Origin of the sequence: uncultured Acetobacterium sp. (assembly GCF_927416815.1) — a bacterium.
GTDB lineage: Bacteria > Bacillota > Clostridia > Eubacteriales > Eubacteriaceae > Acetobacterium.
Genome location: NZ_CAKMJU010000060.1, coordinates 1 through 6,898 on the forward strand (window position 1 = coordinate 1; position 6,898 = coordinate 6,898).

The 6,898-nt window shown below is 42.7% G+C and carries 6 protein-coding genes; all 6 read right to left on the minus strand.

The genetic code is table 11. The annotated features are described in order from the left end of the window. A partial coding sequence (gene cas5b / locus QZ998_RS09630) for a type I-B CRISPR-associated protein Cas5b (RefSeq protein ID WP_296560073.1) occupies positions 1-693 on the minus strand: 693 nt, incomplete at its 3' end. A 2-nt stretch (positions 694-695) separates the two neighbouring features. Further along, the gene (locus tag QZ998_RS09635; protein WP_296560075.1) at positions 696-1,682 is read right to left on the minus strand and encodes a type I CRISPR-associated protein Cas7; all 987 of its coding nucleotides are present in this window, start codon (positions 1,680-1,682) and stop codon (positions 696-698) included. Beyond that, on the minus strand, positions 1,672-3,432 hold the full coding sequence (locus QZ998_RS09640; RefSeq protein WP_296560079.1) for a type I-B CRISPR-associated protein Cas8b/Csh1: 1,761 nt from the start codon (positions 3,430-3,432) through the stop codon (positions 1,672-1,674). The genes QZ998_RS09635 and QZ998_RS09640 overlap by 11 nt, the downstream gene beginning before the upstream one ends. Positions 3,433-3,443: 11 nt before the next feature. Further along, on the minus strand, positions 3,444-4,136 hold the full coding sequence (locus QZ998_RS09645) for a CRISPR-associated endoribonuclease Cas6 (RefSeq protein WP_296560080.1): 693 nt from the start codon (positions 4,134-4,136) through the stop codon (positions 3,444-3,446). A 448-nt stretch (positions 4,137-4,584) separates the two neighbouring features. Continuing rightward, a complete protein-coding gene (locus tag QZ998_RS09650; protein WP_296560081.1) occupies positions 4,585-4,797 on the minus strand; it encodes a 4Fe-4S binding protein in 213 nt (70 codons plus the stop codon). Beyond that, entirely contained in the window at positions 4,790-6,733 is a 1,944-nt protein-coding gene (locus QZ998_RS09655; protein WP_296560083.1) for an aldehyde ferredoxin oxidoreductase C-terminal domain-containing protein, read from the minus strand. Before QZ998_RS09655 ends, QZ998_RS09650 begins: the two co-directional genes overlap by 8 nt. Positions 6,734-6,898 lie beyond the last annotated feature (165 nt).

A 6,898-nucleotide genomic window follows, 5' to 3' on the forward strand; every position in this document is an offset into this window, starting at 1 on the left:
CGGGATATTGGTATAAACAAACGGGATGGTTTGATACTGATTGGAATCGGGATCAATTGCTAGCGGCAGCCGTTCTTCATATTTAAAATCAAGTGCTTCCGTATCGTCTAAAAACAAATCATCCTGGGGAACCAGAGTCCCGGATAATTTGGGAAAGAGGCTGTGGATACGAACCGGTGAATCGGGTGATTGCACCTCAAGCGGATAAACCTCGATCCCTTCAATATTGGCATAGTGATCATTTTTCCCAAGATAGGGTAGATAGACAAAACGTTTTTCGAGGAACCGATTTTTTAAATCGTGAAGCAATACGTCTGCTTCTAAGTTATCAAACAACAAATAAATTTGCCAAGCGGGCGTCTCCAACCATTGCTCCTTAACAATCAGATTGCCCCCTGCTTCTTTTGAAGCGTATCCAACAGAATTATTGAAGACCTGCACTTTTTTGGGAATATAGCCCTCTTCGTTTAAGGGTTGAATGGCAACTTTTAAATGTTGTAGCTGTGCATAGAATTCAGGATAAGTATCTGTTTTTTGTTGTTGATTATAGCCGTTTAATCCTAAAACTCCACCGAAAATCCCGAGTAATGCGACCTTGTGAATATGTCCATAGGTGTAATATTGATAGGTGTTGACATCCGGTTGTTTGAAAAAGGCGGTTTCGCCGCTGAGCTTAAAGGTAAGCGTCTCCATGTTTATACCTCAGCTTTGGTAAAGATATTAAAGAGTTTGGCTTTGTTTAATTCTCCTTCAAGGATGGTCGTATAGGGATTATAATAAATTTCTATCGAAAGAACGCGGTTTTCAAGACTGTTGATTAAGTCAGCCATTCCCAGATGGATCATATCTTTGCTGTCTGGATTTTTTTCAAAAGTAATATATTGGGCAAGGTCGGGCAAATAAAGCTCGGGTTCCGTTTCAATAAAAAGCGCGAATTCGTTTTCGCAACCAACCTTGGCATTGGTATTATAAGAAGTGGCCGCAATGGAGGCAGCAGTTTTGAATTTCTCATAATCAGTCTGGGTATAACCTTCAGTCACACCCATTTCAACGAAATTTTTATAAACACTGGGATTTATCGCAAAACCATAAAAATAATGGGCTTCATTGCTGACGATTTTGGTTCCCAGGGTGGATTGATTTGCAGCTTCAACTTCATCATTATCATCGGATGAAGCCTTGTTGACTTTTTTATCGACTCTAAAAGGTGATAATATTTGTTGCTCTTCAACGTTATGACCGTCGTATTTATTAAATCCCTGAGTAATCTGAACAGCGCCGGTGATTGAAAGGTTATTTCCCTCTTCAGCAAAGGTAGCTCCGAAATTCTTTATATCAATAGCGGTGAATAAATTCTTAAGAATATTCGTACTGTCTCGTTCGTCTTTGAGATTTTCCACGCTAAAAACTTCTTCATAACGTTCTTTAAGCGTTTTTGGGCGAATGTCGGTACTTTCTTGTTTGCTTTTTTTATCAGTAGTTGTTTCTGTTTTGTATGATTTAATATACATCACTTTTTCGCCCTGATCTTCCCACATCCGTTTAATCGGGTACTTTAGCGCTTTATCACTGCCAAAAACTTCCCCAGTAGAAATAGATTTAGGAAACCCTGTAAAATCGGCATTCCAGTTTGCCATCACCGATTTGATCCCGAGAACGCCATAAATTCGCTTATTTAACATTGGTCTTTTCCTCCTGTATTTTTGTTTCTTTGCTTGATTCATAGAGTAGATTTTGGCTTAAATAACCAGCAATCAAAGTCGTTGAATCGATCGGTCCATCAGGTTTATATGAAAAAATCATACTCTGAAGATTCCCAAAACGGCGGCTCGGTTGGATTATATAATTGTATTTCAGAAAAAGTCGTTTAACCAAGTCTTTTAATTTTTCATCCGTTTTGCAATTGATAACCGGGTTGACTGTTGAGTATACCGGTTGATTAGATTTACTTTTAGATTGATAATAGTTCGTTATCTGTCCAACAGCATAGAAATATTCCAGATCGCTTTCAATGGAATGATCCCCGGTGCTATTTATTTTTTCGCGTAATCCCTCTCTAATTGAAACCAACTGATCTGCCATGCTTGTTCCTCCTTTAAAATAAGTGATAAATCCGTCGCGCACATTGAATTGTTCAATGGCTTTAATAAAATGACCGTTACCAATTGAGTTTTTAATCAATTCAAGGGAGCTTTTGGGGAAGAGGTTCTTAATCGTCCGGGCATCCCCCTTATAAAACCAAGTAAAAAAACCGTTTCGGCATCGTAAGAGCTCTTCTTTGACTCTAAAATCATTAAGCCTGATATCGCTAGCATCGGTAAAATAATTTGTGGTTAAGAATTTTCTAAAAAAAGTGGTATTAATAAGTTGCTGAACGCTTTTTAAATTAAGACTGTCTCCGTAGGTCAGGTCGGAACGGGCATCCTTAGGGAGAAGGATGGCCTGACGGATGGTAAATTGATCAAGATCAGGGGAATAGCCGGTGATTAAATCATAATCGCGAATTTCTAGTTCTTTTCCTTTTTGGATTCTTAGAAAATAGCCATTTAAATTTTTGGTGTGAGCCCGGTTGCTTTCGTAGGGATAGATGGGATCCGGATCATTGCAGTCGGTGCTAAAATAGACATTTGTTTTTCCCTGGTTGGCGTAATTATACAAGTAGTCGAAAAATTTCTTTTGCATATAAACGTCGTCGGTGGAAAGGAGATAGGGAACCTTACTTTTGATACGGGTTTTATTCTCAAGATAGGGCTTTTTGGCGTTCATCCCCATATTGTTATTAGGAAGCCCAAAGATTTGATTATCAATTAAAATGTTGTAATCGGTGGTGTTATAGATATTGGGCAGGAAGTAACGCTGGCTTTCTTGGCGATACAAGCTCAAATCGGCCATAAAAAATATTTTGAGATAGGTTTTATCAAATTTGATTTTGGGGTCGTCGATAAATGAAAAAATATGCTCAGTGATCCAAGTTTTGCAAAACTCAAGGATTTGAAGATCGGGAGTGCCAATTGATGTTTCAATAGTGTTATAAATCTCAAGGCTCTTTCCTTTGTATTTAAGACGAGGATCGCTAAGAATAGCATAATAGTTGTTAATAATATCGGGGTTAAGTTTAGTACTGCCCTTATTATCAGGCAGTAGATTATCTTTTTTTATCCAGAAAGATAAAAAGTTGTTGCTGTGAATCACTTTTTTTCCATCAATGGGCTTGTTCATATCCAATAACTTCGATAAATAATCACGCTCTATAAAATCATCAAAACCAATCCGTTCAAATTTATTTTTGATCACATCTTTTTGATCAATGATTTGGCCTTGCAGATCTACCAGAATATAGGTGCCGGGATCGAGGGTATAATTGTCCGTGATCAGGGCATCACCAGCTTCAGCAAATTTTTGCTTAAAAATACCAATACAATCTTTTAGCATCGCATCACCTCCTAGGCGAATTTATAACCACAAAAGCCAAAGCCGCGGGAACCTGCTTCCAACAACCCGCAGCCCAAAGCCGTATAGGCAAGTTTTTGAGCAGATGGATTGGGTTCAACCATCAGGGTTAGCTTGTCGCCTAAAAGTTTGATGTTTTTGTAGGGGACAGCGATTGGCTTATGGTTATCGAATTTGATGTGAGAAAAAAAGGGGAAGTCTTCGTCGATTTTTGTGTTGGTAATATAGTTGAATTTTTTTATGAGATTTTCCCGTAGATGTCTTTCAAAAGTATCAAGATTCATAGCAGTTCGCCAATAACCCTGATCGGTCTTTAGTACGCAGGGAGTGAGGGTGTAAATTTTTGCGAGTTGAACTGGGGGCAGTATTTTTGATTGAATGGTTAGGGTTTTTAGAAATGGGGTATAAGCGTTTTGTAGTTTGGCCATAAATAGCTGTCCCAGTTCTTCATTAACGGTTCGGAGGGTGAAGGAATAGACGTTACCTTCGCGATAGACTTTAGTTGCTTCCAAGGGGATTAGTCCAGCAAATGAATATTGTTTAAACTGATTTTTTTCATGCCACCTCAACCAGGTAGAATCGTTTGCAAAGCAGGTGTCGATGAGCTCGCACTGCTTCTGCATCAATATGTCGGTAGGAATGTCTTGTAACACATAGACTTTTACTTCATAGGATAAAATTTTCATTTTGCGCCTCCTTTGCAAGAATAATACACCAAAAGATTATATTTGTCAACGATTTAATCAACTAATTACATATGAAAATAGTTTCTAATTACATATAATAAAAAAATCTAAATAAAATCGACATCGCATGTTGAGGTTCGGCAGGTTATCAAATAGTTGGTCATCTAATAACATAATTTAAATACAAAAATTTGTTACGGTTCGAAAATTGATTATACCTGAATTTTTTAAAACTGTATATAAGAACTTATGATTTTGCTAATTCCTCTTATCGTAACCTAACCAAATTTAGGAGGAATAAAACCTAAAATATTGGCAAGCGTGAGAAGACACACTTGCCAATATTAAATATCATATACTGGTTATTACTGATTTAAGTCCAGTAAAATTACTAGGAAAGACTACTCAATTTTATTCATTATAAAGTTAAACCATCAGCGGGGCTTCTCTACATCATCCCAATCGCTTCCATCGGGCAGGTTTTGGCGCAGCGGGTACAGCCGGTGCAGCGGTAGTATTCATCGAGCACCGGGTAGGCTTTCTGGTAGCGGTCGATATCGGTTTTGCGCAGGGCGATGCAGCTCAGCGGGCAATCGCCAGCACAGATACCACAAGCCATGCAAGACTCATAATCGATGACGGGTTTTTTCTTATCAGCCATGGGTGAAGCCCTCCATTTCCAGATCACAGAAGCCCAGGTCAGAAAGGGCGGTTTTAGTGGGGATACCGGTTTTTTTGTCCCAGCCCATAAACTGGTAGTGAATGCTCATCATTTCGTCGATATCAAAATGTTTGCCTTTAAGGGGACCAGCGGTTAAGGGCGGGTGGCCGCCAAGACGCTGATTCATCTTAAAATCGCGGGGGTTGATGCCTTCCCGGATATTAAAGGCCTGGCGCAGGGTTTGCATCCGCAGTCCGATGGTCATGTATTCGTTGGCGGTTTTTTGCCAGCCGGTGGCAGCGTTGAGATAATCAAAAAGCTTAAAATGATTGAGTCCGCTGACCAGGGCAAAAAAACAGCCGCCGGAGCCATCAAGAATCTGTTTGATACAGGCATTAATCATCGATTTCAGGCCGACCTGATTGGTGGCTTCGTATTCGTCGTTTTTATCTTCGCCCAGCTTGACCTTGGGAGCCCAGCTGACATCCTCCCAAATCCGCATGTAGGTGTAATAACTGCCGGCGCCGATGGTGTGGCGGCCGGGGGTGGGATCGCAGCAATAGTGGATGCCGAGGATCGGGTCGAGCCGGGGATCATGCATGCCCGGTTCCTGTCCACCGGCGTGGATCGCCAGGGGTGCCGATTCAATACCGAGGATGGCGCTGGCTTTTTTAACACCGTGCTGTAGAATTGCGCCAAAGCCGACCCCGGCAATCATTTGTTCAACCAGGGTGATGATGGCTGGGGCATTGCCCCAGGTCAGATCCAGTCCGCCGGTGACTTCCTGGCTGAGCCAGCCTTTTTCGTAACACTCCATCGCAAAGGCGATGGTATTTCCGGCTGAGATACTGTCCATTCCGCCCCGGTTAAGCAGTTCGTTGATTATAAAAATGGAATCCCGGTTCTGGTTTAACAGCAGTGACCCAAAGGCGGCGACGGTTTCGTACTCCGGTTTATGGGTGTGGGGAAAACGGCCTTTGGAGATGCCGCTGATATCGCAGACCCCACCGCAGCCAATCACGCAGGAATAGCAGTGATACTTTTTGGTTTCGTGCTTTTGGATCCGGTCGGGATTCATATGACGATAATTGCGATAGGGAAAATCCGCCACCGAACCCTTCCAGTTTTTGACCGGGGTATCGCCCATGGTGATACCCATGGTGTTGGTAAAGCCAGTGCCCCATTTTTTGATGATCGCCGTTGATAACATGCCGTCAATCGGAATCGCCTTATCGGTAGCGACCATCGATCTGCCCATCATCGGTAGCATCGCCCCGGTGGCCATCGCGGGCAGATTAGCGGCCTTGACTTTTTTGGCATAATCCTGACTGATCGCTTTGATAGCCAGGGAGTCATGGGAACGGATCATTTTTGAACCCGCCAGGACGACGGCCTTTAGTTTTTTTGATCCCATCACGGTGCCGACTCCTGAGCGAGCCGCCATCCGGCCGCCGTCGTTGGAAATCCCGGCGATCAGGGACTGATGCTCGCCAGCCGGGCCAATGGCGGCGATCGCCAGTTTTTTATTAGCCGTGATCATCTGATTAATGGCGGCTTCGGTTTCGACGGTGTCAAGACCCCAGAGATCAGCGGCATCGCGGAGCTGCGGGCCGGCATTGTCGATCAAGAGCATTTTAGGGGTAGCCGCCTGACCCTTAAAAAAGATCCCGTCATAGCCGCTTTGTTTGAGTGCCGGCGAAAAGGTGCCACCGCAATTGGCATCACCAAAGCCGCCGGTCAGCGGCGATTTGGTGACGGCCAGCCAGCGGCCGGTCATAAAAGAGCCGGTGCCGGTCAGGAGGCCGCTGACAAAACCGAGGATATTATCTGGTCCCAGGGGATCGGCTCCGGGGGGCAGATATTTATATAACCCGGATTTCGAGTAAAAGCATAGAAATTTAGCAATTTCAGCCAAATCAGTGCTCACAAACCCCATAAAACGGTAAGAATAATCCAAAATCACAAATGTAGTGACCGAAAATAGAATTTTACTTATTTAAAAACATCCTATGTTATGGTTCGGCGAGGGGGTGAATGCGGTTCCGTAGCCTTTTGCGTAATTTAAAAACATCCTATGTTATGGTTCGGCGTCTTTTCTTCT